Source organism: Microbacterium sp. P03 (assembly GCF_043556235.1).
Lineage (GTDB): Bacteria > Actinomycetota > Actinomycetes > Actinomycetales > Microbacteriaceae > Microbacterium.
On record NZ_JBIGIM010000005.1, the window covers coordinates 135719 to 159615 of the forward strand.

Here is a 23897-nt window from a genome sequence, read left to right on the forward strand (position 1 = left end):
GCGGGAATGTCTCAGACCGACGCGCGCTTGTCCGACATATGACAACAGTGGGCATCATCGGCGCAGGACACATCGGATCAGCAGTGGCACAGGGGCTGATCGACCACGGCTACGACGTGGTGATCGCGAACTCCCGGGGTCCCGAGACGTTGGCAGGACTGGTGGCACGCCTCGGCGAGCACGCCCGTGCGGCAACGGCGACGGATGCTGCGGCATCCGGGGAATTCGTCATCGTGACGGTGCCGCTCAAGGCCTACCGGGACGTGCCGGTCGAACCGCTCGCGGGCAAGATCGTCTTCGACACCAACAACTACTACTGGGAGCGCGACGGCCGCATCCCCGAGCTCGACGAGAAGCGCGCGACCGTGAGCGGGATGCTGCAGGAGCACCTCCCGACGTCGAAGGTCGTCAAGGCGTTCAACCACATCGGGTCGGAGGACATCACCACGACGGGGAAGCCCGCCGGCGCCGAAGACCGGCGCGCTCTGGGGATTTCGAGCGACCACCCCGAGGCTGCCGCCCTGGCGACCCGCGTGTACGACGAATTCGGTTTCGACACCGTCGATGCAGGACCGCTCTCGGAGAGCTGGCGCCTCGAGCGGGACCAGCCGGCATACGTCGTCCGCCAGAACGCGGACGAACTGATCGCGAACCTCGCGCGCGCCGAGCGCTGACCGTTCCCCGGCGGACTCGGGCGAACGACACGCCGTCAGCCCGTCGACCTTCGTCAGCCGCGCTGACGGCCGTCGTGCCCGGCGCCTCGCCGAGCTGGCACAGCCCACGCGAACGCGGCGAAGTCGTCCCCGCGGGGGAGGAGTTCGCCGTCGACGATGTCGATCGCAGGAATGCCGACGCCGATGGCCGACGAGAGCGGCACGCGCTCGGGGCGTGGTTTCGGTACGTGAGCATGCACGGCGGTACCTCCTTCGTTCCCTCCAGCCTGTCAGTGCGGGCCCCACCGATGAAGCCCCCTTGACATCACGAACGGGTGCAGTACCTTCCGTGTCCGCGGTTCGGGTTAGGGTATGCGCGTGGGCACCATCTATTACGGCGGGTCGGATACTCCGATCCACATCGAAGACCGCGCTCTTGCGCACCTCAAGGTCGTCATCGCGACGAAACTGCGGCGCAATGAGAGCTTCACGGTGACCTGGCGTCACCCCGAGGATCAGCCGCGGGGGCGCAGCACCGTGTGGCTGCACCCGTCTATTCCGCTGAGGTTCGTCTTCGACGACCCCGAGCCCGCTCTTCTCAGTCGCGAATGGATCGAGGAGCTCGCCAGTTCCGCCAACTCGTCGGGCGGCATCATGCTCGTCGCCGAGCACTTCGACACCGGCCCGATCGAGATCCCGTCCGAGGAAGACCCTGCTGCTCCCCGCACGGTGTCCGTCGGCGACGACGGCGCGATCTCCATGGGCAAGGTCGAGGTCGACGAGCTGTCGATCGACAAGCTGACCATCGTCGAGTCCGACGTGAAGTCGCGGGTCTCCGCCGACTGACGTCCTCCGCCGCTGCTCCCTCCCCGTGGGGCGGAGGCGGCCGGCCCCGTCACACCTCCGACGGAGGAACAGCCTCTTCCGCCGGTTCGGGCGTGATCGTCAATCCATTGGGCCCGCTGGCCGCCTGCATCAGATCCTCGACCCAGAGCCGGTTGATGCGCGGCACCCGGCTGCCGAAGAAGTGGAACTGCAGCGGCACCGACGGATGCACCCAGAAGCTCCGACGACCGCTGCCGTCGCCGATCTCCACGTCGAACATGAACGGCTCCGTGCGCCGGAGCTTGTTCATCACGACGATGCGCAGATGTGCGAGAGTGCGATCGTCGATGTCGACGGAGTTCGCCATCGTGTCGTAGATGAAGCGTCCCATGGCTCATATCGTAGTCGCCCGGGGTCACCGGCGTAGCGAGCGGATGGCCGCCGCAGCCGACCGATGTCGGTACGATCGATGGAGCGAAGGCGAATCCCCGGAGGACGAGATGTTCATTGTGTACCTGGTGCTGTTCCTCGGCGGAATGTACCTCTTCGGACTCTCGTTCACGCTCGAGTCATGGCAGGGCCTCGTCTTCGTCGCCGGCATCCTCGCGGTGTCGCTCGCCGTGGCGCTCCCCTTCCACTTCCAGCGCAAGTCCTGATCAGCCGCCCTCGCCGGGGCACGCCGGCCGCATGACCGTGGTGATCGTCCCGTGCTGATCGCGGTGATCGGGGCGCTGCTGTTCGCCGCCTCCGTCGCCGCGCTGGCCGCCGGCGTGCTGCCCGTCGATGACGCGCTCGCGATCGGCGATCGGGTGTGGCCGATCCTCGTCTTCGTGGTCGCGATGACCGTGGTCGCCGAACTGGCCGCCCGCGCCGGCTTGTTCGACGTGATCGCGGCGTTCTTCTCGCGATGGGCGGGCGGACGCACCTGGTTGCTCTGGCTGCTCGTGGTGGCCCTCGGCGTCTTCACGACGGCCTTTCTGTCGCTCGACACCACGGCGGTGCTCCTCACTCCGGTCGTGGTGGTGATGGCCCGCTCAAGCGGCCTTCCCCCGTTCCCGTTCGCGCTGACCACCGTCTGGCTGGCCAACACCGCATCGCTCGTCCTGCCCATCTCGAATCTCACCAACCTGCTCGCGATGCATCCGCTCGGCTTCACGACCGCGTGGCCGTTCATCGGGCTCCTCGGCGGAGCCGCCGCGGTCGCGATCATCCTGCCCGTCGTGGTGATCGCGGTACTGTACCGACAGGTGCTGCGGAGCCCCCACACCCGCACACCCCCTCCGCAGGTGTCCGATCGTCCGCTTCTGCGGGTGGTGTCCGTCGTCGTCGTCCTGCTCCTGCCCGCCCTGGTGAGCGGAGTCCCGCCGTGGATCCCCACGACCGTCGCCGCCGCGATCCTCATCGCGGTCTACGCCGTTCGGGCACCACGCGCACTGCGCCTCGGTCTGGTGCCGTGGGGTCTGCTGCTGTTCGCGGGCGGGCTCTTCCTGGCGGTGGGCACCCTCGAGGCGCTGGGGTCGGGCGCGGTGGTCTCGGCGATCGCCGGTGACGGCGACGGGCTCGGTGGGCTCCTGCAGATGGCGGGCGTGGGGATGCTGGGCGCCAACGCCGTCAACAACCTGCCGGCCTATCTCGCGATCGAGTCGTCGGCATCCTCGCCGACGTCCCTGGCCGCGCTTCTCATCGGCGTGAACGCCGGCCCGCTCATCACCCCGTGGGCGTCGCTGGCGACGCTGCTGTGGCATGACCGACTCGTGAAGATGGGTGTCGAGGTGCGGTGGAGCCGCTTCGTACTGCTCGGGCTGGTGGTCGCGCCCCTCACCGTGGGACTCTCCACGCTGGCACTCGCCCTCGGGTGAGGTCGCTCCGCTCGCGCGACGCGGAAGCGGATGCCTCGACCCGTCAGCCGCGCGAAGCCACCGCTTCGCTGCGCCACAGCGCGAGGAGGTCCCACGGGTCCTGCGCTCCCCCGCCCAGCGTGCGGACGTGGGCGAGGATCGGCTCGGAGAGCACGAACCACTCCGTGCCGGGGAAGCGGTCGGCAGCGAACCGCGTGTGACGTCGGCTCTCCAACCGCCGGTCGCCCCGCTCGAAGGCGAGCACGTCGTCGTGCAGGATCGCCGCGAACCGCTGGCGCGGGTTCGCGCTGGTGCCGATCTTCACCCGGTCGCCGAACCGCAGGTAATAGACGACGTCCACCCGGGGCGGGGGCAGCTCGCCGTCGACGATGTCACCGTGCCGCCACTCGCACACGGCGCACAGCCAGCCCGAGGGGTATCGCACACCGAGTCGCGCGCCGCACAATCGACACGGGGCGGGCAGGACGTCGGTGGCACCGTCGGCGATCGCCGCCCATTCCGCGGCCGCGGCGAGATGGCGGGGGCAGAGGCGGACCGGCGCGGCGTCGTCGACGACCCCGCCACAGGGACCCGCACCGGTCGAGTCCGCGAGACATCCGACTGTCATCCACTCACCCGCCACATCCACATCACCGTTGCACGGCGTCGGTCTCGTCGACGGCGCCGTGGGAACCGTAACGCCGACCTCCGACACCGCCCCGCGCCCACCGCCGCCGCAGGGGTCAGAATGAGACCACACCCCGGGACGCGGCATCCGCAGCCCCTGTCGAACGCGAGGATCCATTGACGAAGCCGCTGCTCCAGATCATCATCGGCAGTACCCGACCGGGGCGCATCGGCGAGCCGGTCGCCGACTGGTTCGCCGGTATCGCCCGCCACGACGGCCGCTTCGACCTCGAGGTGATCGATCTGGCCGAGGTCGCCCTCCCTCTGCTGGATGAGCCCAATCACCCCAAACTCCGGGAGTACACCCACGCGCACACCCGCTCGTGGAGCGCGACGATCGACCGCGCCGACGCGTATGTCTTCGTGATCCCGGAGTACAACTACGCCGTCAACGCCGCCACGAAGAACGCGATCGACTACCTGTTCCACGAGTGGGCGCACAAGCCGCTCGGCATCGTCAGCTACGGGGGCGCCTCGGGCGGCCTGCGCGCAGCGCAGATGCTGAAGCAGATCGGGACGGCCCTGTCGATGCTGACGATGCCCGACATCGTGGCGATCGCACAGGTCTCCGCTCTGCGCAACGACGAGGGCGACCTGACGCCGCCGGAGGCGGTGAACACCTCGGCGGCCGCGCTGCTGAGCGCCCTGAGCGACCTGACCGAGGCGTCGCGGATCCTCCGAGACTGACCGACTCGGCACATTCCGCTGACATCGACCCAAACCGATTCCGGGTCGTCTCCGAATCAGATGTGCAGCGGTCTTTCTCGACGTCGAGGGCGGTCACTGCGTACTGGGATTGTCCGCAATGGGATGCAGACGCAACCGTGCCGCGTGAGGGATGCGCAGCACGGATGGTGGTGGTGTCGGAACGGGCCTTCTCGGAGACCACCTCCCGATGGCAATGAAGGATTGGACCACCCCCATGAGAAGTCCGCGACAATTCCGTATGGCGACAGCTCTCGTCGCCGGTATCACCGCGCTGGCGATCGCCGCCTTCGTCCCCGGCGCCGCGTCGGCGACCACGCTGGAGTCGCGGATCGTGCCCGCCGCGACCGGCGACACCGGCTGGCTGCGACTCGGCCACCTCTCCCCCGACACGAAATCGGTCGATGTGCGCGTCGCCGCCCTCAGCGGCGGCCAGACCCTCTTCGAACTCGCCGGAGTCGCGTACGGGGACGTCTCGCCGTACTCCGAGCTCCCCGCAGGCAACTACACCGTCAGCATGGTTCCGGCCGGCGCAGCCGTATCGACCGCGCCCGTGATCTCGGCGACGATCTCGATCGAGCCGGGCACCGCGACCACCGTCGCCGCTTACGGCCCGACCAAGGCCCTTCAAGTACGGGCGTTTCCTGACGACCTCACCCAGCCGGCAGCAGGCAACGCGCGCATCCGCCTGATCCAGGCCTCGACGCTCACCGACACGGTCGACGTGAACACCTCGACCGGAACCGCGATCGCCCAGAAGGCCAAGGCGGGTTCCGCGACCGGTTACGCCGAGATCGCCGCCGGCGACTGGACGCTGAATCTCACGGGCGGCACCGTCACCGACTCCGCGAAGGTCACCGTGGCCCCGGGCAGCGTCACGACCCTGTTCGTGCTCGACACCGCCGACGGCGGGCTCACGATCCTCCCGGTGGTCGACAGCGCCTCGGTCGGCTACGTGCCGGTCGGCAGCGTGAGCACCGGCGGGGGATACCTCGCCGCGCACGGTCAGGACTCCGCGCCGAGCCGCCTCGACATCGGGTGGTCGGTGCGCTGATGCGTCACCGGACGATCGCTGCGAGCGGAGCGTGAGCGACGGCGACCGCCTCGGCGGGGCCGCGGCGCGGCCCCGCCGAGCGGTCGTGGTCGGCGTCGCCATCGCCGCCGTCGCCGTGGTGCTGAGCGTCGTGGTGATCGTCTGGGGTGGCGGACTCGCGCAGTCCGCCACCCCGGGGCCGGCCACCTCGCCCTCGGGCGCGTCCGCCACGCCGTCCGCGACCGCTCCGGCGACGGAGTTCTCGGCGGGCGGACTGCAGGATCCGTCGACGGGCGCAGCGCCCGAGGCATCCGCAGGCACCCCCGTGCGCATGGCCATCGCCCGCATCGGCGTCGACTCGACTCTCGAGTCGCTGGCGCTCGCCGCCGACGGGCAGCTCGCCGCCCCGGTCGACTGGGACTCGGCCGGCTGGTACGCCGACGGAGTCTCGCCGGGTGCGATCGGTCCCGCCATCATCGCCGGACACGTCGACTCGCCGACCGCGCCGGCGGTGTTCTGGCGTCTGGCGGAACTCGTCCCGGGCGACGAGGTGCAGGTCACGATGTCGACCGGAGCGGTTCTCGTCTTCGACGTCACGGGCTCGACGCAATCGGCGAAGGCGCAGTTCCCCACCGACGAGGTCTACAGCAACGTGCCGCGGCCGGAATTGCGCCTGATCACCTGCGCCGGTGCATTCGACTCCTCCATCGGGCACTACACCGACAACCTCATCGTCTTCGCGTCACTCCGCACCTGACCGCCGACGGGCGCAGATGATCAGCGGATGCCGCTGACCCTGGCGACCGCGATCTTCAGGATGACGCGCACCTGGTCGCGGCCCCCGTACCAGCTGTACGGCTTGCCGAGGTACTTCTGCGACATCGCCTCGATGCTCTCGACACCGCCCTCGGTGGTCGCCTCGATGACCGACCCGCGCAGCTGCACATAGCTGGTCGGATCCTCGCGGTCGGCCACCGCAACGGCCACCCGGGGGTCGCGGCGGATGTTGCGCTCCTTCTGGTGGCCCTGCACGGTGTTGATGATGACGTGCGTGCCGTCCGTGTCGACCCACACCTCGGTCACCTGCGGCGAACCGTCGGGCATCACGGTCGAGAGGAAGCACGGGGAGGGGGCGCGCAGGAGTTCGAGCGCGCGAGGGGGAAGGTCCATTCCGCCAGTCTGCACCCGCCGTACGTCGGCGCAGGCCGGAACCCGCACCCCGCCGTCGCCCCGGTCAGGCCGCGTGCTCACCGCGCGCGCGAAGGCGGCGCACCACGTTGTGCTCGACGAGCACCGGCACGTAGTCGCGCAGTCGGGCTCCGTCGAATCGCTCGAGTTCCTCGGCCGTCATTGCGAGGATCGCGTCCTCGTCGGCATCGGGGAAGCGCGCGGACACCCGACGGATGAGGTGCACCAGCGCCTCATACTCGTTCTCGGGATTCGTCACGCTCATATATCGATGGTGCCGCAGCCGCAGCGGCCGTGTCCATGCCGGTCCGATGGTCTCGGACCTCGGCTATGATCGTGGGTCGTTAACCTTCGGCCTGTAGCCTGTACGCCTCCCGCGCTCTCGCGCGGGTGCTCGCTTCGAGGGAAGAAGGTACGTCGCGTGTCCAAGACGACGAAGAACGTGCGGTCGGCGCAGACCGCACTGGAGGCGACCGCTTCGGCCGCCAAGGATGCCCACCGGATGAGCAAGACCCTGCCCAAGAAGCAGGCGAAGAAGCTGCGCTCCGTCGCAGAAGAGGCGGCGGATGCTGCGCGCCCCGGCTCGAAGAAGCTCAAGGCGAGCCCTCGCAAGGTGGAGAAGAAGGCCGTCTCGGCCCTCCAGCGCGTGGAGACGGCGATCGATAAGGCAGAGGCGAAGATCGCCGCCGCGGCCGAGAAGGCCGTCCGCGCGACGAAGAAGTCCGACGCCAAGAAGTCCGAGGCCAAGAAGTCCGACGCCAAGAAGTCCGAGGCCAAGAAGAAGTCCGACTCGAAGAAGAAGTCCGACACCGGAAATCGCCCGAAGCCCGCGGCGAAGAAGCCCGCGGCGAAGGCGCCGACGTCGCTGCCCGAGACGAGCTCGCCGATCGAGGCCGGCCAGCCGGCGGGTGTGGCATCCACCAATCTCAACGGCCTGACCCTCGCCGAACTGCGCGAGCGCGCGAAGGCCGAGGGTCGCACGGGCTTCTGGCGTCTGCCGAAGGCGCAGCTGGTCGCGCTCCTCAGCGCCTGAACGCCCGATGACCCAGGAGATCCTCGATCGTCGCGCCCTCGCGACGCCCCCGCGCACACTCATCGACATCCTGCGGGAGACGGCGCGCCGGCATCCCCAGGCGTCCGCGATCGAGGACTCCGACGGCGCGCTCAGCTACGCCGAGCTCGTGACCCAGGTGTGGCGCACCGCCGCTCGCCTGCACGAGGCCGGGGTGCAGCGCGGGGACCGGGTGGGAGTGCGCATGCCCTCGGGCGGACGCGAGCTCTACCTCTCGATCCTGGGCATCATGGCCGCCGGCGCGGCCTACGTACCCGTGGACGCCGACGACCCTCAGGAGCGGGCCGACCTCGTCTTTGGGGAGGCGCACGTCGCCGGGGTCATCGTCGGCGGGGGGAGCTACGTGCCGAGCGCCGCCGAGCCGGCGTCGGCCCGACACGGCGAGCTGTTCGAGGGCGATGCGCCGCACCCGTCCTCGAGTTCCGTGCTGATCGTGCCTCCGCCGACCGTCGACGACGACGCCTGGATCATCTTCACCTCGGGATCGACCGGTGTCCCGAAGGGCGTCGCGGTCTCGCACCGCTCTGCCGCGGCCTTCGTCGACGCCGAGGCGCAATTGTTCCTGCAGGGCGCGCCCCTCGGCCCGGGCGATCGCGTGCTGGCCGGCCTGTCGGTCGCTTTCGACGCGTCCTGCGAAGAGATGTGGCTCGCCTGGCGGCACGGCGCGTGCCTCGTCCCCGCTCCGCGCTCACTCGTGCGCTCCGGCGAAGACCTCGGCCCCTGGCTCGTGGGTCACGGCATCACCGTGGTCTCCACCGTGCCGACGCTCGCCGCCCTGTGGCCGCACGACGCCATCGAGAACGTCCGGCTGCTGATCTTCGGCGGGGAGGCCTGCCCGCCGGAGCTGGTGACGCGTCTCGTCGGAGAGGGCCGCGAGCTCTGGAACACCTACGGCCCGACGGAGGCGACCGTGGTCGCCTGTGCGGCGCTCCTGGACGGCACCGGCCCCGTGCGCATCGGACTGCCGCTCGACGGCTGGGCACTCGCCGTCGTCGACGCCGAGGGACGACGCGTGGCCGAAGGCGGGGTGGGCGAGCTCATCATCGGGGGCGTGGGCCTCGCCCGCTACCTCGATCCCGCGAAGGACGCCGAGAAGTACGCACCCTTCCCGGCCCTCGGGTGGGAACGCGCCTACCGCTCGGGCGACCTGGTGCGGTTCGAGCCGGAGGGACTCCTCTTCCAGGGACGCGCCGACGATCAGGTCAAGGTCGGCGGGCGACGCATCGAACTCGGTGAGGTCGAGTCCGCTCTGCAGGCCCTGAGCGCGGTCTCGGCCGCGGCGGTCGTGGTGCAGCGGTCCGAAGGCGGCGTCCAGCTCCTGGTCGGCTACGTCGTGCCGACCGAGGGGTTCGATCGGCAGACCGCCCGAGCGGAGCTCGCCGAGACTCTGCCCGCTCCGCTCATCCCGCTCCTGGCCGTCATGGACGATCTTCCGGTGCGCACCTCGGGCAAAGTGGACAAGGCCGCCCTTCCCTGGCCACTGACCGACACGGATGCCGCGGACTCTCCGCTCTCGGGAACCACCGCGTGGCTCGCCGAGCAGTGGCAGGCGGTGCTCGGCATCCGTCCCTCCGATGAGGACGCCGACTTCTTCCAGCTCGGCGGAGGCTCGCTCGCCGCCGCACAGCTCGTGTCGCGCATCCGCACGCGGGCACCCGAGTTCACGATGGCCGACGTCTACGACCTGCCGAGACTTCGTCGCATGGCGGACGCCGTCGAGGCCGAGGCATCCGATGACGACGCCATCCCCGCGACCTTCAGCACTCCGCATCCGACACCACGCGTGATGCAGTGGGTGCAGACGCTCGCCGGGGTGCCGCTGTTCATCCTGACCGGCATCCGCTGGACGCTGTGGCTGCTCACCGCCGGGTGGTTCCTGCAGCTCGTTCCGGGCTTCGAGTTCCTGCCGTCGGTGCCCGGGTGGCTGCTGCTGCTGGGGCTGATCCTCTTCGTCACGCCGTTCGGCCGCATGACCATCTCAGCGGGCGCGTCGCGGCTTCTTCTCGGCGGGCTCCGGCCGGGCGATTATCCGCGCGGTGGCGGCGTGCACCTGCGTCTCTGGCTCGCCGAACAGGTCGCGCGCCAGATCGATCCCGTCGGGCTGGCAGGCGCACCGTGGGTGAGCTACTACGCCCGGGCGCTCGGGGCGAAGATCGGCCCCGACGTCGACCTGCACGCGCTGCCGCCGGTGACGGGCATGCTCGACATCGCCGCCGGGGCGGCCATCGAGCCCGAAGTGGACCTGTCGGGCTACTGGATCGACGGCGACACCGTGCGCATCGGCGAGATCCGCATCGGCGCCGGGGCCACGGTGGGCGCCCGCAGCACGCTGGCGCCGGGCACCAAGATCGGCCGCGGCGCCGAGATCGCGCCGGGCTCGGCCGTCTTCGGCCGCGTCCGCGCGGGCCAGCGGTGGGCGGGCTCTCCGGCGGTGCGCGTCGGCGGGACGACACGCCCGCTGGCGCCCGCGCGCCCGCCGGCGCCGACCCGCTGGCTCTGGGCGTACGCGGCGTCCTCCGCGATGCTCGGCCTGCTCCCCTTCCTCGCCTTCGCCGTCGGCGGTCTCGTGATCGCCCAGGGCATCCGTGGAGTCGACACGCTCAGCGACGCGATCGGCCCCGCGCTCCTCTGGCTCATCCCGGCGACGCTGGCCACAGGCCTCACGTTCGCGGTCGCCGTCGTGGTGCTGGTGCGCGTGCTGTCCTTCCGATTGACCGAGGGCGTGCACCCGGTGCGCAGCCGGGTCGCCTGGCAGGCCTGGACGACCGAGCGACTGCTCGACTCGTCACGGACACTGCTCTTCCCGATCTATTCGAGCCTGTTCACTCCGGTGTGGCTGCGCCTGCTCGGAGCACGGGTCGGTCCCGACGTCGAGGCGTCCACCGTGCTCCTCATCCCGTCGATGACGACGATCGACGAGGGCGCGTTCCTCGCCGACGACACGATGGTCGCGACGTACGAGCTCAAGGGCGGATGGATGCGCCTCGCCGAGGCGCGCATCGGCAAGCGCGCGTTCCTGGGCAACTCCGGCATGGCCGGGCCCGGACACCGCGTGCCCCGCGACGGGCTCGTCGCCGTGCTCTCGGTCGCCCCCGAGAAGTCGAAGCCGGGCTCGTCCTGGCTGGGCTCCCCCGCGATGCGACTGCGCCGCGTCGTGAACGACTCCGATCTGGAGCGCACCTACCACCCGCGGCCCAGCCTGCGGGTGGCCCGCACCCTCTGGGAGCTGTGCCGCATCCTGCCTGTGTTCGTCTCGTGCGCGATCGGGCTCGGGGTGCTGTTCACGATCGGCTGGATGATCCAGACCTGGGGCGTGGGCGTGGCGATCGTGCTGTCGGGCGTCGTGATGCTGATCGCCGGCGCCGGCGCCGCCGCCATCACCACCGCCGCGAAATGGGCCTTCGTCGGTCCGATCCGGCGCGGCGAGCACCCGCTCTGGTCGAGCTTCATCTGGCGCACAGAGGTGTCGGACACCTTCACCGAGATGGTCGCCGCCCCGTGGTTCGCGAACGCGGCCGCCGGTACCCCGGCCCTCGCGATGTGGCTGCGCTCGCTCGGTGCGAAGATCGGCCGGGGTGTCTGGAGCGACAGCTACTGGCTGCCCGAACCCGACCTCGTGACCCTGGGCGACGGCGCGACCGTCAACCGCGGATGTGTGGTTCAGACGCATCTGTTCCATGATCGGGTGATGAGCATCGACACCGTGACCCTCGAGGCGGGCGCCACCCTGGGCCCGCACAGCGTGGTCCTGCCCGCCGCGACGATCGGCGCGAACGCCACCGTCGGGCCCGCGTCTCTGGTCATGCGGGGAGAATCCGTCCCCGTCGGCAGCCGCTGGAGCGGCAACCCCATCGGTCCGTGGCGTGCGGTCAAGGTGCGCGTCTACCAGGCTGAAAGCGAATGAGCGCCGACTCCTACACCCCGCAGAGCGGCGACGCGGGCATCCGTGTCGAGCATTACGATCTGGAGCTCGACTACCGCGTCACGACGAATCGGCTGAGCGGCACCGCGACGATCCGCGGGCGGGCGGCCGTGCCGATCCGCACGATGTCTCTCGATCTGATCACCCTGCGGGCGAGCCGCGTGCGGGTCACGGGAGACAAGGGAGCGACCTTCCGGCAGACCGACCGAAAGCTGCGCATCTCCTTCGGCGGTCCGTTGGCCGCAGGCGAACCGTTCGAGGTCACGATCACCTACGCCGGTGCGCCGCGTCCCCGCCGTTCGCGCTGGGGGACGATCGGATGGGAGGAGCTGGAGGACGGCGTGCTCGTCGCCTCGCAGCCCACCGGCGCACCGACGTGGTTCCCGTGCAACGACGTGCCCTCCGACAAGGCGACCTACCGCCTCGCGTTCACCACGGACGCGCTGTACTCGGTGTCGGCGACGGGTCGGCGCACCGGACGGGCGTCCCGCGCGGGCCGGACGACCTGGACGTTCGAGCAGGATGCCCCGACACCCACCTATCTCGTCGCCGTCCAGGTCGGTCGGTACGTGACCGAGCCCCTCACCCTCGACATGGTGGCGGGCGAGCTGTCGTACCCGCCGGCCATCGCGGCGCGTGTGCACGCGGACTTCGAGCCGCTGCCGCGCATGATGGCGCTCTACCAGCGGCTCTTCGGACCGTACCCGCAGGAGGGGTACACCGTCGTCGTCACCGAGGATGCCCTCGAGATCCCGCTCGAATCGCAGGGCGCGGCCGTGTTCGGATCGAACCACATCGACGGCATCGGCGGACTCGAGCGCCTCATCGCGCACGAACTCGCCCACCAGTGGTTCGGCAACAGTGTGGGCCTCGCCGGGTGGCAGCACATCTGGCTCAACGAGGGCTTCGCCTGCTACGCCGAGTGGCTGTGGTCTGAGGCCGACGGCGGGCCCGCCGCCGATGCCAGGGCGCGTCAGCACCATGCGCGCATCGCCCTGCTCCCCCAGGACCTCGTGGTCTCCGATCCCGGCCGCGACCGCATGTTCGACGATCGCGTCTACAAGCGCGGCGCGCTGGCACTGCACGCCCTGCGATCGACGGTCGGCGACGGTGTGTTCTTCACGATCCTGCGCGAGTGGACAGCGCGGTTCCGTTACGGCATCGCGTCCACCGCCGACTTCACGGCCCTCGCCGAGCGCGTGGCAGGCGTGCCGCTCGCAGACCTGTTCCGCATCTGGCTCGACGAACCCGCCCTGCCGCCCCTCCCCGCCGGCCCGAAGACGGGCCGCGCGGCGGCGATCGCCGAGCGGGTGCTCGATGCGACCGCACCGCGACTCAGGCCCAGGCGACCGCGAGACTGACGACGCATCCTTCGGGCGCGTCCGCGCCCCCCACCGTGGCGACCTCGAAGGCGTCGTGCACGCCGGGCACTCGCATCCACGTCCCTCCGGAAAGGCGGGCGGATGCGGCATCCCGCGCATCGCCGACGACATCGGCCGGCTCGATCCGCACTCCGCGTCCGTCGGCCTTGAGGACGGCCTCGATGCGCGTCCAGCCGGCGAGATCGGGCGGGGCGGCCGGCGCGAACAACGCCGCGAGTCCGGACTGCACTTCGCCCGCCGCACCGGCGCGCCGCTCGACGTCGACCCCGAGCCGCGCTATCACGGCGCGGGGCGCGGCAGCGGCCACCACCACCGAACCTGCGTAGCTCACGCTCAGCGCCACCGGCGCGCTCACCGCCCGGGGAGCACCGTGGTCGGCGCCGCACAGCGCGCAGGTCGTGTCGATCTCCGGCTCGGCCTCGGGCCCGGCCAGCTCGCCGATCAGGGTGGCGAGAAGGTGTCGGCCGAGCGCGAACCGGCGAGCGCGCAGCCCGTCCAGGCTCGCGTGGCGACGCACCTGCTGCACTCCGACCGCGGCGAGGCCATCTTCGGCGGCAGTGATGGCAGGGTGGTCGTCAGAGGACGCGGCATCCGCCCAGCGCAGCAGCACCGGCCCCACCCTTGCGCCGCCGATCGTCATACCCCGAGGGTAGATCCGGGTGGCGCCGCAGATGGCCGGTCACCGCTCGGCGAGGATCTCCTGCCAGTCCCGCGGGAGGCGCTCGGCGGGCCCGGGCACGGTCTGTGACGCGGGGTGATGCTCGGGCGGAGCCAGCCGGGGCCCGTCGAGCATGGTCTCTTCGACGTAGTCCCAGTACCAGTCCTCGCCGGGCTCGAAACTCTGCATGTAGCGGTGCCGCGTGGAGTGGAAATGCGCGGTGGCATGCCGGTTGAGCGAGTCGTCGCAGCACCCGACGTGTCCGCACTCCGCGCAGCGCCGCAGGTGCACCCACCACGAGCCGCTCGCGTCGCACTCGACGCACCCGCTCCCCGAGGGCGGCACGGTCGGATCGATCCCGGGAATCGACATGGGTCCTCCTGTCAGGGGCACAGAGCGTCGGATGCCTCGAAGCTACCGTGCACCGATGCCCGGCGCAGCGTCGGCGCACGATATTCGACGGCTGTCGAGCGCGGCCGCGCGCCGTCCGCCCTAGATTATGAGCATGCGCCTGCCCCGCGTGCCCCACAGCATCGGCTTCTGGATCGTCGCGGCCACGTTCCTGAGCGTCATGGCCTACTCGACCGTCCCGACCCCGCTCTATCCGCTGTATCAGCAGCGTGACGGCTTCCCGGTCTCGACCATCACCGTGATCTTCGCCGCCTACGCGGTCGGGGTGGTGGTCAGCCTCTACCTGTTCGGCCACATCAGCGACTGGCTCGGCCGTCGTCCCGTGCTCATCCTCGCGGTGCTGGTCTCCGCCCTGTCGGCGGTGATGTTCCTGCTCTGGCAGGACGTTCCCGGCCTCATCGTCGCGCGGCTCGTGAACGGAGCGAGCATCGGCATGCTGACGGCGAGCGCGACCGCGCATCTAGGCGAGCTGCGCGCGACTGCCAAGCCCGACGAGAACACCATCGTGGCGGCATCCGTCTCGGGCGTCGCGAATCTCGGCGGCCTCGCGCTCGGTCCGCTCATCGGCGGACTCTTCGCGGAGTTCCTGCCCGACCCGCTGATGCTGCCGCACGCGGTCTTCCTGGTCGTGCTGCTCGTCGGGGCGATCGCCCTGTCGTGCGTGCCCGAGACCGTCGACCCGCCGGCCGAGCCCGTCCGATATCGACCGCAACGGCTCTCCGTGCCGGCCGGTGCCGGTCCGAAGTTCGCCACCGCGGGATTCGGCGCCTTCGCGGGATTCGCCGTCTTCGGCCTGTTCACGTCGCTCGCACCCACCTTCCTCGTGCTGACGTTCCACGAGGGGGACCACCTCCTGGCCGGGGCGACCGCGTTCTCGGTGTTCGCGGCGTCCGCCGTCGGACAGATCGTGCTCGGGCGCATCCCCACGCGCACGCAGCTCACGATCGCGGCGGTCGCCTGCGCGGTGGGGCTCATGGCGGTCGCGCTCGGGGCCGTCGTCCCCGAGCTGTGGCTCTTCATCGGCGGAGGGGTGATCGCCGGACTCGGGGTGGGTGTGCTGTTCAAGGCCGCGATCACGACGGCCGCCTCGGTCGCCGACCCCCGCCGCCGCGGCGAGACGCTCGCCCTCCTCTTCCTGATCGCCTACGCGGGCCTCGCGATCCCGGTGCTGGCCATCGGCGTCGCCCTCGCGTTCGCACCCCCCACCGGAGTGCTGCTCGTCTTCGCCGGCATCGTCGTCATCGCCACGGTGACCGCTGCCCTGACGATGCGGCGACGGGCCGCCGCTTGACCCCCTCGCAAGGAGAACGATGAGCATGTCCACCCCCGGCAGGCGGGTGCCGATCGAGACCCAGAGCGTCGACGCGCCGCTCACGATCTCGGCGGTCTTCCTGGTACTGACCGTTGCCGATCGCCCGGATGCGGTCGCCGCCGTGCGCTCGGCCCTCGGGAGCGTCTCCGACATCGTCAAGAACGTCGCCTTCCGCGACCTCGGCGCCGCAGTCTCGTGCACGGTCGGGATCGGCAGCCGGGTGTGGACGAGCCTCACCGGTCAGGCGCAGCCGGCGGAGCTGCATCCGTTCCAGCCGGTCGTCGGTGCCGCGCACACCGCCCCCGCGACGCCCGGCGACCTGCTCTTCCACATCCGCTCCGACCGACGCGATCTCTGCTTCGAGCTCGAGAAGCAGCTGCTCGGCGTGCTCGGCGATGCGGTCGCCGTGGTCGACGAGACCGTCGGCTTCCGGTCGTTCGACGACCGCGACCTGCTCGGTTTCGTCGACGGCACGGCCAACCCCGTCGGCCCTGCGTTGCCGGATTCAACCCTCGTCGGCGACGAGGACGCCGCCTTCGCCGGCGGAAGCTACGTCGTCGTGCAGAAGTACCTGCACCCGATCCGGCAATGGCAGTCGCTCACGACCGAGCAGCAGGAAGCCATCATCGGGCGCACGAAAGCCGACAACATCGAGCTCGACGACGCGGCCGAAGACGCCCAGAAGGCCCACAAGACCCTTTCGACGATCGTCGATGATCAGGGCGAGCACGACATCCTGCGCGACAACATGCCGTTCGGCAGCCCGGGTGCCGACGAGTTCGGCACGTACTTCATCGGGTACGCACGGCACCTGTGGGTGATCGAGAAGATGCTGCAGCGCATGTTCATCGGCGACCCTCCCGGTCTGCACGACCGGCTGCTCGACTTCTCGACGGCGCACACCGGCAGCGTGTTCTTCGCGCCGACCGCCGATCTTCTGGACGGCCTCGGCGACGGCTGACCGTCCCGCTCGCCGCGTCCGCTGTCACCCCTCGCGCGAGAACTCCGACGCCCGCCGCACCTGGTCGGCGCGGGGGCGGACCCCCGTGTAGAGCACGAACTGCTCCTCCGCCTGCAGCGCGGCGACCTCGACGCCCGTGATCACCCGCACCCCGGCATCCTGCGCTGCCTGCAACAGGGGGGTGACGGCCGGCATCGCCACGACATCGAAGACGACGGATGCCTCCGCCACAATCGCTGCATCGAAGGCGAGGACCTCGGCGTCGGCGCCACCGGCCATGCCGAGCGGCGTGACGTTGACGAGCAGGTCGGCGGTGAGGCCCGCACCGGTCGGATGCCAGTCGAAGCCGTAGAGTCCCGCGAGCGCGCGGCCCGCTTCCTCGTTGCGGGCGATGATCGTGCCGCGCGCGAACCCCGCGTCGCGGAGAGCAGCGGCCACGGCCTTGGCCATTCCCCCGCTGCCCCGCAGGAGGAAGGTGTGCGACGCCGGAACATCGTGCAGCGTCAGCAGCGAACGCACCGCGGTGTAGTCGGTGTTGTGGCCGATGAGGCGGCCGTCGGTGTTGACGACGGTGTTGACCGAGTCGATCGCCGCCGCCGACTCGTCGAGACCGTCGAGGAGGGCGATGACGTCCTCCTTGTACGGCATCGAGACGGCGGCGCCTCGGATGCCGAGCCCGCGCACACCGGCGATCGCATCGGGGAGCGAGATCGGGGCGAACGCCTTGTAGACGTAGTTGAGGCCGAGTTCGTCGTAGAGGAAGTTGTGGAAGCGCGTGCCCAGATTGCTCGGCCGGGCGGCGAGCGAAATACACAGGGTCATGTCCTTGTTCAGGATCGGCATGGCGTTCTCCTCACGTCGGTGGCGCGCGGCTCGCAGGGCCCGTGCCAGCGTATCGAGCCGGCGTCTTGTCCGCTCAAGGCCCCCCGAGGAGAATGCACGCGTATGACCGAGCTCAAGATCATCCCCTCGTCCTCGCCCGCGGCGGCGCCGTCGCGTCCCCGCCGATCGATCGCCGGCACGATCCGCGATCTCGGCCGCAACCGCACCGGCGCCGTCCTGCTGCTGGTCGCGACGCTGGCGGCCATCGTCTGGGCCAACATCGCGCATGCCTCCTACGAGGAGTTCTGGGACACCCGCATGACGGTCGGCGTCGCCGACCTGCGGCTCGAGTTCACGCTGCACGCCGTGGTGAACGACGCGCTCATGGCCATCTTCTTCTTCACGGTCGGGCTGGAGGTGCGCCGCGAGTTCGCGATCGGCGAGTTGACGAGCTGGTCGCGCGCCGTCGTGCCGGTGCTCGCGGCCGTCGCCGGCCTGGCGATCCCGGCGCTGCTGTTCGTGCTGATCGTCGGAGATTCCGGCAATGCCCAGGCCTGGGGTGTGGTGATCTCCACCGACACCGCCTTCCTCGTGGGCGCGCTCGCCCTGATCGGGCCGCGGGTACCCGGCCGGCTGCGCGTGTTCCTGCTCGCGCTGGCCGTCGTGGACGACATCGGCGCGCTCACGATCATCGCCCTCGTCTACACGGAGAACTTCACCGCCATGCCGCTGCTCGTCGCGGCGGCAGGGCTCGTGGGCATCTATTTCACCCGCTACCTCCGCGGCGGCCGCGGGCTCGTCTACGCGAGCCTGTCGATCATCGTCTGGCTCGCGTTCCTCGCCTCGGGCGTGCACCCCACCCTCGCGGGGGTCGCCATCGCGCTGCTCGTGCCGGTCTATCGACCGAACCGCCGCGACGTCGAGCACGCTCTGGAACTGGCACGCACGTTCCGCCAGTCCCCCAACACCGAATACGCCCGCGCCGCGGCGAACAGCCTGCGCGAGTCCATCTCCATCAACGAGCGGCTGCAGTCGGCCTACGGGCCGTACGTCGCGTACGTCGTGCTGCCGCTCTTCGCCCTGGCCAACGCCGGAGTGCAGCTCAGCCCCGACATCCTCGGCGGCGCGCTCGGCTCCGCCCTCACGTGGGGCATCGTCGTCGGGCTCGTCGTCGGCAAGTTCCTCGGCGTGTTCGGCTCGAGCGCGCTGATGAAGCTCTTCCGCGTCGGGGAGTTCGGCCCCGGTCTCACGCTCGACCGCATCGCGGGCGGGGCCGCACTGTGCGGCATCGGCTTCACGATCTCGCTGTTCATCGTCGACATCGCCATCGACGACCCCGCCGCACAGAACGAAGCGCGGGTCGGCGTGCTCGCCGCATCCGTCCTCGCCTTCCTCATCGCCACGATCGTCTTCCGCGTCTCGGACGCCGCGCACCCCGACATCGAGACCGGTCAGACACTCGTGCGCCCGGTCGACATGCGCCGCGACCACGTCTTCGGGAACGCGGACGCGCCGTACACGATCGTCGAGTACGGGGACTTCCAGTGCGAGTTCTGCCTCAAGGCGTCGGGGTCTATCCAGGAGGTCGCGCGCGAACTCGGAGATCAGCTGCGCTACGTCTGGCGGCACGCCCCGCTCGTGGGGCCCCACCCGAACGCGCTGGCCGGGGCGGAGGCCGCAGAGGCCGCCGCACTGCAGGGCAAGTTCTTCGAGTTCGAGCGCGGGCTGTTCGCCGACCAGGAGAATCAGCGCCCGTCCGACATCGTCCGCCTCGCGCGCGATCTCGGCCTCGATGTCGAGAGGTTCGAACGCGACCTCACCGATCCCGACGTGACCTCTCGCGTGCGCGACGACATGTTCGACGCCGAGGCGATGGGCATCACCTCGGTGCCGACGCTCTTCGTCAACGGCCGGCGGCACGTCGGGCCGTACGACGCACAGTCGCTGATCCGCGCGCTCGCGGCATCGGACGACATCACCGCCCCGGCCGGTTAGGGTCGTGGTGATGATTGACGCGTCTCGCGATCCCGTCCAGAGCCCGCCCCTGACCGACGCCCAGTGGGCGCGCTTCACCGCGTTCGGCACCGCCGAGACCGCGGCCGCGGGCGACTACCTGTTCCGCGCCGGCGACCCCGCCTACGACCTCTTCCTCGTCGAGACCGGCCGCGTGGAGATCGTGCGCGATGCTCTGAGCTGGTCGCGGGAGATGCACATCACCGTCATGGGTGAGCGCACCTTCGTGGGCGAGCTCGGACTGCTCAACGGCCAGGGCGCCTTCCTGTCGGCGCGGATGGTCACCGACGGCCGGGTCCTCCGCGTGCCGCGCGATCAGCTGCGTCGCCTGATGGCCGAAGACGATGAGCTCTGCGACATCGTTCTGCATGCGCTGTGGGCGCGGCGCGAGAGCCTGCGACGGGGTCCCGCGGCCATGACGCTCAAACTGGTCGGGGTGGAGTCCTCGCGAGATCTGCTGGCGCTCCAGCGCTTCGCGGAACGGCTCGACCTCGTGCACGCAGCGGTGGGGCTCCCGCCCGGTGATCTCGGCTCGCTGTCGGGCCACGACCTCACCGAAGCCGACCTCCCCGTCGCCTTCATACAGGGCGAGCCGATCCTCCGCGCCACACCGGGGATCGTGGCCGAGCGCCTGGGGCTGAGCTACCAGGCGCGGGGCGACGAGATCGTCGACCTCGTCGTCGTGGGCGGCGGTCCCGCGGGTCTCGCCGCCGCGATCTACGGTGCCTCGGAGGGGCTCAGCACCGTGCTGCTGGACGCGGTCGCCCCTGGCGGGCAGGCGGCGGCGACATCGCGCATCGAGAACTTCCTCGGGTTCCCCTTCGGGGTCAGCGGCGGCGACCTCATCGGCCAGGCATCGCTCCAGGCACTCAAGTTCGGTGTGCGCGTGTACGCCCCGTGCGAGGCCGTCGCCCTCGAGCCCGCCGGCGATCTGCTCGACATCACGCTCACCGATGGGCGCATCATCCGGGCCCGCACCACCATCGTCACCTCGGGCGCGGCTTATCGCCGTCTCGGTCTCGAACGCTGGAGTGAATTCGAGGGATCCGGCATCTACTACGCGGCGACGCAGCTGGAGCTCCGCCAGGTGATCTCGTCACCCGTCGTCGTGGTGGGCGGCGCCAACTCCGCGGGGCAGGCGGCTCTCTACCTCTCGTCGAACGGGTGCCCCGTTCACCTGGTGGTGCGGGGGGACGACCTCGGCGCACGCATGTCGAATTACCTCGTCGACCGCCTCCTGGAAGACCCGAGAGTGCATGTGCATACGCGCTCGCATGTGGTCGGTCTCGACGGCACGGGCGCCCTCGAGCGCGTGCACATCGACACCGTCGGCGAGATCGATGCCCGCGGACTGTTCTGCTTCATCGGCGCCGATCCGGCGACCTCGTGGCTGCCCGACCTCGATCGCGACAGCGACGGCTTCCTGCGGACCGGCACGGATGTCGCTTCCCAGACGCTCGCGCAGTGGCAGTCGCTCGGGCGCGAGCCCCTCCCCTTCGAGACATCCGTCCCCCGCGTGTTCGCGGCCGGGGACGTCCGCCGCGGCTCCATGAAGCGGGTGGCGGCAGCAGTGGGCGAAGGCTCCAGCGCCGTGGCATCCGTGCACCGGGCGCTGGCCGGCTGAGACGCGCGTGCCGTCCACACCTACGGCTCCGCTCGTCGAACCCGTCAGCCGGCATCCCACCATGCCAGCACGCGTGTCGCGAAGAAGGTGAGCCACTTCGACGGCCGGCCCTCCGCCACATCGACCTCGAACCACACCCGCCCGGGGTGGCGCACGCCCTGCAGCCACGTGCCGTCGGGCTGACGCTGCGCGCGGAGGAGCTCGATGGCCTCGCTCATGCGGGGGTCGGGCCGGGTGCCGTCGTGCAGGGCGGCATCGCGCAGATGATCGGTCGCGCGGAGGATGTCGTATTTCCAGCGGAAGGGGTACGACAGGCGCAGCGCCCAGTCACCGACGAGGTCGCCCGTCGTGAGGCGCGTGAACAGGTCGCGTTCCAGGAGGTACTCCTCGCCGGCGTGGCGCGCCGCCGTGAGCGCCGGGCTGCCGCCGGTTGCGACCTCGTATGCGAGCAGGCCGCGGACGGCGTTGAGGGTGGAGTGGTACGACGAGCGCGTCGATCCCTCCACCCACTCGCAGTTCCAGCCACCGTCGGCGAGGCGGTGCTCGACGAACCACTCGGCGATACCGTCGACGTCCGCCCCGAGCCAGACACCCGTCGCCAGGGTGTCGGCGTTGATGCAGCAGTCCACTTCGCCGCCCCAATACGGCAGATCGTCGTACTCCCACCGGGCGTTCGCCGCCAGCAGCGCCGCGGTCCCGTCCAGCGCTGACGCGTCGAGGCCCCATTCCCGCAGAAGCTTCAGCACCGGGGTCGTGGCAGTCCAGGGCTGGCCTTCCGGCTCTTCGGGTCCGCCGGAGTCGAACCACCCTCCCGGGAAGAACGCGCCCCCCGCCCACTGCCCGTCGGCACCCTGGTGCGCCAGCATCCGCGCGCCGAACCCCTCCGTCGCGATGCGCGCCCTCGTGCGACTCCACACGTCCTCGGGTGCACGCAGGAGGTCGCGTTCAACCTGCCAGCGCAGCGCGGGGTCGGACTCGCGCAGCCAGTCCAGGAGGAGGGGATCCGCCTTTTGATCGGTCATGGCGGGACAGTACTGCGGGGGCGGACATGCCGCCACCCCGTCGACGTGCGGGCCGGTGGCAGATCGGAGCGTCGCCGGATATCGTTGCGAGAACGCACGACTCGTTCCGTGCGTCGAACCCCCTTGGAGAGCACCATGACCCACGAGATCGTCGACGAGAACGCAGCGATGGATCAGGTGGTGGAGCGCCTGACTCTTCGGTTCCCGAATCTCGACCCGGTTGTGATCCGCACGACGGTCGACGAGGCGCACGCGACGATGAAGGACGCCCACGTGCGCGACTTCCTCCCCGTACTCGTCGAGCGCGAGGCGAAGAAGAAGCTCAAGAAGCTCGCCGCGGCCTGACGCGGTGACCACGCGACTCACCGTCACCGGCGCCGACTGGACCACACCCCACATCCGGCGCATCCACTTCCGCAGCGATGACCTCTCCGCCTTCGCCGGCAGTGACGCCACCGATCGCTATGTGAAGCTCGTCTTCCTTCAGCCCGGTGTGACATACCCCGAACCGCTCGACGTGCGTGCACTCCGCGGCATCCTCCCTCCCGAGCACCTGCCGGACGTGCGCACGTACACCGCACTGTTCCCGGATGTCGCGGCCGGCACGCTGGCGATCGACTTCGTCGTCCACGGTGACGAGGGCGTCGCCGGCCCGTGGGCGGCGCACGCGCAGCCCGGCGACACCCTGCTCGCCAACGGCCCGGGTGGCGCCTACCGTCCCGATCCGGACGCGGACTGGCATCTCCTCGTCGGCGACGAGTCCGCGCTGCCGGCGGTCATCGCCGCAGCCGCCGCACTCGACGCCGACGCGGTGGCCCGCGTGATCGTCCTCGTGGAGGAGCCGGGAGACGAAGCCGCGATGGCCCTCCCGGACGGCGGTCGGGTGCAGTGGGTGTACCGGGCGGGCGGTCCCGCCGACGGGCTGCTGCTCGATGCCGTGCGCAGCCTGGAATGGCCGGTCGGCACCCCGCACGTCTTCGTGCACGGCGAGGCGCAGGAGGTCATGCACCGCATCCGCCCGTATCTGTTCGGTGAGCGCGGCCTCCGCCGTGATCGCGTCTCGATCTCGGGCTACTGGCGCTACGGGCGCACCGAGGAGTCGTTCCGCGAGTGGAAGCACGAACAGGCGGAGTCCGAACGGGCCGCCGCGTCCTGATGCACCGCCGACCGCCGTCCGCCCGGACGGCTGCCGCCTTCTCCTCAGTCGGTCGCGACGTGGGTGTGCAGCCTCTCCCCGGCGGCGCTGAAGATGCTGAGCACCTCGGCGGGGCCGTCCACCGTCGCGCTCAGGCTGTGCGGCAGGCGCGTGTCGAACTCCGCCGCCTCGCCCCGCTCGATCACGTGCTCGGTGTCATCGAGCACAAGTCGCAGCCGCCCGCTCAGGACGTAGATCCACTCGAAGCCCTCATGCACCCGCGGAGCGGGCGCGGCATGTGCGGCGGGGAAGGTGATCTTGAACGTCTGCACCGGGGAGTGATCGAGTGTCAGCGGGGCGATCGTCATGCCGCCGCGTCGCGTGGGGCTGCGACGCACCCGCGGGTCGGGTGACGCCGTGGGCAGCAGATCGTCGATGCGGATGCCGAGCTGGCGCGTGAGCGGCACCAGCAGCCCGAGCGACGCCTGGCGCTTGCCGGACTCCAGCCGCGACAGCGTGCTGGCCGACATCCCCGCGCGCTCGGCCAGATCCTCGAGGGTCCACCCGTGCGACTGCCGCGCGGCGCGAAGACGCGGCCCGACGTGCTCGATCTCCCCGGCCATCCCCCCATCTT

The 23897-nt window shown here is 70.5% G+C and carries 25 protein-coding genes and 1 pseudogene; 16 read left to right on the forward strand and 10 right to left on the reverse strand.

Going from position 1 to position 23897, the window contains the following annotated elements:
• Nucleotides 1-38: 38 nt before the first annotated feature.
• Nucleotides 39-674, forward strand: a complete 636-nt coding sequence (locus tag ACFXOO_RS13580; RefSeq protein ID WP_378854206.1) for an NADPH-dependent F420 reductase — start codon at nt 39-41, stop codon at nt 672-674.
• Nucleotides 675-727: 53 nt separating this feature from the next.
• Here the strand turns inward: ACFXOO_RS13580 and ACFXOO_RS13585 are convergent, their stop codons facing one another.
• On the reverse strand, nt 728-913 hold the full coding sequence (locus tag ACFXOO_RS13585; protein ID WP_378854204.1) for a hypothetical protein: 186 nt from the start codon (nt 911-913) through the stop codon (nt 728-730).
• Between the two features lie 118 nt (nt 914-1031).
• Here ACFXOO_RS13585 and ACFXOO_RS13590 point away from each other — a divergent pair.
• Nucleotides 1032-1334, forward strand: a pseudogene (locus ACFXOO_RS13590) (hypothetical protein); the annotation flags it as partial.
• A 214-nt stretch (nt 1335-1548) separates the two neighbouring features.
• On the opposite strand, the gene ACFXOO_RS13595 reads toward ACFXOO_RS13590, so the two are convergent.
• The gene (locus tag ACFXOO_RS13595; RefSeq protein WP_378841709.1) at nt 1549-1869 is read right to left on the reverse strand and encodes an ATP-dependent DNA ligase; all 321 of its coding nucleotides are present in this window, start codon (nt 1867-1869) and stop codon (nt 1549-1551) included.
• 109 nt (nt 1870-1978) lie between these two features.
• On the opposite strand from ACFXOO_RS13595, the gene ACFXOO_RS13600 reads away from it, so the two are divergent.
• Entirely contained in the window at nt 1979-2134 is a 156-nt protein-coding gene (locus ACFXOO_RS13600; RefSeq protein ID WP_378841711.1) for a hypothetical protein, read from the forward strand.
• Between the two features lie 51 nt (nt 2135-2185).
• Complete coding sequence (locus ACFXOO_RS13605; protein ID WP_378854202.1) at nt 2186-3337, forward strand: SLC13 family permease; 1152 nt, start codon at nt 2186-2188, stop codon at nt 3335-3337.
• A 43-nt stretch (nt 3338-3380) separates the two neighbouring features.
• Here ACFXOO_RS13605 and ACFXOO_RS13610 read toward each other — a convergent pair whose 3' ends face one another.
• Nucleotides 3381-3944, reverse strand: coding sequence for a GIY-YIG nuclease family protein (locus ACFXOO_RS13610; protein ID WP_378841714.1), 564 nt, complete (start codon nt 3942-3944; stop codon nt 3381-3383).
• A 176-nt stretch (nt 3945-4120) separates the two neighbouring features.
• Here ACFXOO_RS13610 and ACFXOO_RS13615 point away from each other — a divergent pair, with 176 nt between their 5' ends.
• The 3 genes from ACFXOO_RS13615 (at nt 4121) to ACFXOO_RS13625 (ending at nt 6498) form a co-directional block, all read left to right on the forward strand.
• Entirely contained in the window at nt 4121-4690 is a 570-nt protein-coding gene (locus tag ACFXOO_RS13615; protein ID WP_378841716.1) for an NADPH-dependent FMN reductase, read from the forward strand.
• Nucleotides 4691-4949: 259 nt separating this feature from the next.
• Entirely contained in the window at nt 4950-5762 is an 813-nt protein-coding gene (locus ACFXOO_RS13620) for a DUF4397 domain-containing protein (protein ID WP_378841718.1), read from the forward strand.
• 31 nt (nt 5763-5793) lie between these two features.
• Nucleotides 5794-6498, forward strand: coding sequence for a class F sortase (locus tag ACFXOO_RS13625; protein WP_394563870.1), 705 nt, complete (start codon nt 5794-5796; stop codon nt 6496-6498).
• Between the two features lie 20 nt (nt 6499-6518).
• On the opposite strand, the gene ACFXOO_RS13630 is transcribed toward ACFXOO_RS13625, so the two are convergent.
• Entirely contained in the window at nt 6519-6911 is a 393-nt protein-coding gene (locus ACFXOO_RS13630; protein ID WP_378841741.1) for a PPOX class F420-dependent oxidoreductase, read from the reverse strand.
• Nucleotides 6912-6975: 64 nt separating this feature from the next.
• Nucleotides 6976-7194, reverse strand: coding sequence for a three-helix bundle dimerization domain-containing protein (locus tag ACFXOO_RS13635; protein WP_378841743.1), 219 nt, complete (start codon nt 7192-7194; stop codon nt 6976-6978).
• A gap of 156 nt (nt 7195-7350) precedes the next feature.
• Between ACFXOO_RS13635 and ACFXOO_RS13640 the strand changes: the two genes are divergently transcribed.
• The 3 genes from ACFXOO_RS13640 to ACFXOO_RS13650 are packed head-to-tail and all read left to right on the forward strand — an operon-like array spanning nt 7351 to nt 13284.
• Nucleotides 7351-7962: a hypothetical protein gene (locus ACFXOO_RS13640; RefSeq protein WP_394563872.1), complete on the forward strand. Its 612-nt coding sequence runs from the start codon at nt 7351-7353 to the stop codon at nt 7960-7962.
• A 7-nt stretch (nt 7963-7969) separates the two neighbouring features.
• A complete protein-coding gene (locus tag ACFXOO_RS13645; protein ID WP_394563873.1) occupies nt 7970-11905 on the forward strand; it encodes a Pls/PosA family non-ribosomal peptide synthetase in 3936 nt (1311 codons plus the stop codon).
• Nucleotides 11902-13284, forward strand: coding sequence for a M1 family metallopeptidase (locus tag ACFXOO_RS13650; protein ID WP_394563874.1), 1383 nt, complete (start codon nt 11902-11904; stop codon nt 13282-13284). The genes ACFXOO_RS13645 and ACFXOO_RS13650 overlap by 4 nt, the downstream gene beginning before the upstream one ends.
• On the opposite strand, the gene ACFXOO_RS13655 is transcribed toward ACFXOO_RS13650, so the two are convergent.
• A complete protein-coding gene (locus ACFXOO_RS13655) occupies nt 13259-13945 on the reverse strand; it encodes a hypothetical protein (protein WP_394563875.1) in 687 nt (228 codons plus the stop codon). The two genes, ACFXOO_RS13650 and ACFXOO_RS13655, sit on opposite strands and share 26 nt — an antisense overlap.
• 39 nt (nt 13946-13984) lie before the next feature.
• Nucleotides 13985-14335 (reverse strand): UBP-type zinc finger domain-containing protein, encoded by a 351-nt coding sequence (locus ACFXOO_RS13660; protein ID WP_378841753.1) that lies wholly within the window; start codon nt 14333-14335, stop codon nt 13985-13987.
• Between the two features lie 133 nt (nt 14336-14468).
• On the opposite strand from ACFXOO_RS13660, the gene ACFXOO_RS13665 reads away from it, so the two are divergent.
• Together ACFXOO_RS13665 and ACFXOO_RS13670 are read left to right on the forward strand one after the other, a co-directional pair.
• Nucleotides 14469-15665, forward strand: coding sequence for an MFS transporter (locus tag ACFXOO_RS13665; RefSeq protein WP_378841755.1), 1197 nt, complete (start codon nt 14469-14471; stop codon nt 15663-15665).
• A 19-nt stretch (nt 15666-15684) separates the two neighbouring features.
• Complete coding sequence (locus ACFXOO_RS13670; RefSeq protein ID WP_378853687.1) at nt 15685-16647, forward strand: Dyp-type peroxidase; 963 nt, start codon at nt 15685-15687, stop codon at nt 16645-16647.
• 24 nt (nt 16648-16671) lie between these two features.
• Here the strand turns inward: ACFXOO_RS13670 and ACFXOO_RS13675 are convergent, their stop codons facing one another.
• On the reverse strand, nt 16672-17490 hold the full coding sequence (locus tag ACFXOO_RS13675) for a shikimate 5-dehydrogenase (protein ID WP_394563876.1): 819 nt from the start codon (nt 17488-17490) through the stop codon (nt 16672-16674).
• 102 nt (nt 17491-17592) lie between these two features.
• On the opposite strand from ACFXOO_RS13675, the gene nhaA reads away from it, so the two are divergent.
• Together nhaA and ACFXOO_RS13685 are read left to right on the forward strand one after the other, a co-directional pair.
• Complete coding sequence (gene nhaA, locus ACFXOO_RS13680) at nt 17593-19464, forward strand: Na+/H+ antiporter NhaA (protein WP_394563877.1); 1872 nt, start codon at nt 17593-17595, stop codon at nt 19462-19464.
• A 10-nt stretch (nt 19465-19474) separates the two neighbouring features.
• Nucleotides 19475-21106, forward strand: coding sequence for an FAD-dependent oxidoreductase (locus tag ACFXOO_RS13685; RefSeq protein WP_378841763.1), 1632 nt, complete (start codon nt 19475-19477; stop codon nt 21104-21106).
• 44 nt (nt 21107-21150) lie between these two features.
• On the opposite strand, the gene ACFXOO_RS13690 is transcribed toward ACFXOO_RS13685, so the two are convergent.
• On the reverse strand, nt 21151-22128 hold the full coding sequence (locus ACFXOO_RS13690) for a squalene cyclase (protein WP_394563878.1): 978 nt from the start codon (nt 22126-22128) through the stop codon (nt 21151-21153).
• Nucleotides 22129-22263: 135 nt separating this feature from the next.
• Between ACFXOO_RS13690 and ACFXOO_RS13695 the strand changes: the two genes are divergently transcribed.
• Nucleotides 22264-22473 carry a three-helix bundle dimerization domain-containing protein gene (locus ACFXOO_RS13695; RefSeq protein ID WP_394563879.1) on the forward strand — a complete coding sequence of 70 codons (210 nt, stop codon included), beginning with the start codon at nt 22264-22266 and terminating at the stop codon, nt 22471-22473.
• A 4-nt stretch (nt 22474-22477) separates the two neighbouring features.
• Nucleotides 22478-23284, forward strand: a complete 807-nt coding sequence (locus ACFXOO_RS13700) for a siderophore-interacting protein (RefSeq protein WP_394563881.1) — start codon at nt 22478-22480, stop codon at nt 23282-23284.
• Between the two features lie 44 nt (nt 23285-23328).
• On the opposite strand, the gene ACFXOO_RS13705 is transcribed toward ACFXOO_RS13700, so the two are convergent.
• Entirely contained in the window at nt 23329-23886 is a 558-nt protein-coding gene (locus tag ACFXOO_RS13705; RefSeq protein WP_394563882.1) for a helix-turn-helix domain-containing protein, read from the reverse strand.
• Nucleotides 23887-23897 lie beyond the last annotated feature (11 nt).